We start from the raw sequence: 1,321 nt of genomic DNA, 5'->3' as shown, positions 1-1,321 counted from the left end.
GTGTCCTTGAGCAAGTGCCACGCCATGCGCCGTTTGGAGACGTTGCGGTAGAGCACTCGCGCCCGGCGGAGTCGGCCCGATGGCCGCTCGGGTGTTTCGTTTGCTGCCTGCACCTCCTTACCGTAGCGGCATGACTGCCAGCACTCACACAGTGACCAACCAGGTTCCGCCCCTGGTGGGGTACGACGTCTTCACCGGCGACCGCGTACTCACGGAAGGGCTGGAGCGGCACGCCTCCCCCGAAGTCCTCGACCAGGCACGGTCGGAGCTGTCCGCGCTCGGTCTGGAGGCCGGTTCGGCGCGGGCCCAGGAGTGGGGGACCCTGGCCAACGAGAACCCGCCGAAGCTGCGTACGCACGACAGGTACGGCCACCGGATCGACGAGGTGGAGTTCCATCCGGCCTGGCACCAACTCCTGGACCGGGCGGTGTCCGCGGGGCTGACGGACGCCTGGGGCAGGCCGGACGGGCATCTGCGCCGGGCCGCCGGGTTCTACGTGTGGACGCAGGCGGAGGCCGGGAACGGCTGTCCGCTGTCCATGACGCACGCGGCGGTGCCCGCGCTGCGTACGGAGCCGGAGCTGGCCGCCGAGTGGGAGCCCCGGCTCACCTCGCACCGGTACGAGCCCGGTCTGCGGCCCGCCGCCGAGAAGGCCGGCGCGCTGTTCGGGATGGGCATGACCGAGAAGCAGGGCGGCAGCGACGTACGGGCCAACACGACGGCGGCGAAGCCGCTGGACGCCGAGGGCGAGTATCTGCTCACCGGGCACAAGTGGTTCTGCTCCGCGCCGATGTGCGACGGGTTCCTGGTGCTGGCGCAGGCACCGGCCGGGCTGACGTGCTTCCTCGTTCCCCGGGTGCTGCCGGACGGCACGCGCAACGTGTTCCTGATCCAGCGGCTGAAGGAGAAGCTGGGCAACCGGTCGAACGCGTCGAGCGAGGTGGAGTTCGACGGCACGTGGGCCCGCCGGGTCGGCGAGGAGGGGCGCGGGGTGCGCACCATCATCGAGATGGTGGCGGCGACGCGGGTGGACTGTGTGCTCGGATCGGCGGCGCTGATGCGGCAGTCGGTCGCGCAGGCGGTCCATCACGCCGCGTACCGCAGCGCGTTCGGCGGTGAGTTGATCGACAAGCCGCTGATGCGCAACGTCCTGGCCGATCTGGCGCTGGAGTCGGAGGCGGCCACCACGCTGGCGATGCGGCTGGCCGCGGCGTACGACGACGACAGCGAGCAGGAGCGGGCCTTCCTGCGGCTCGCGGTGCCGGCCGCCAAGTACTGGGTGACCAAGCGGTGTACGCCGGTCGCGGCGGAGGCCCTGGAG

The 1,321-nt window shown here is 71.3% G+C and carries 1 protein-coding gene; it reads left to right on the top strand.

Features of this window, described 5'->3' with window-relative positions; translation table 11 throughout:
• Positions 1 to 130 precede the first annotated feature (130 nt).
• Positions 131 to 1,321: acyl-CoA dehydrogenase family protein (locus tag ACFXKA_RS42865; protein ID WP_379431886.1), on the top strand; the 1,191-nt coding region annotated here is incomplete at its 3' end.

Source organism: Nocardia sp. NPDC059228, from assembly GCF_042754245.1.
In the GTDB taxonomy this organism is placed as follows: Bacteria; Actinomycetota; Actinomycetes; order Mycobacteriales; family Mycobacteriaceae; genus Nocardia.
The sequence above is the reverse complement of the archived record's forward strand: the minus strand, read 5'-3'. Positions and strand labels throughout refer to the sequence as shown.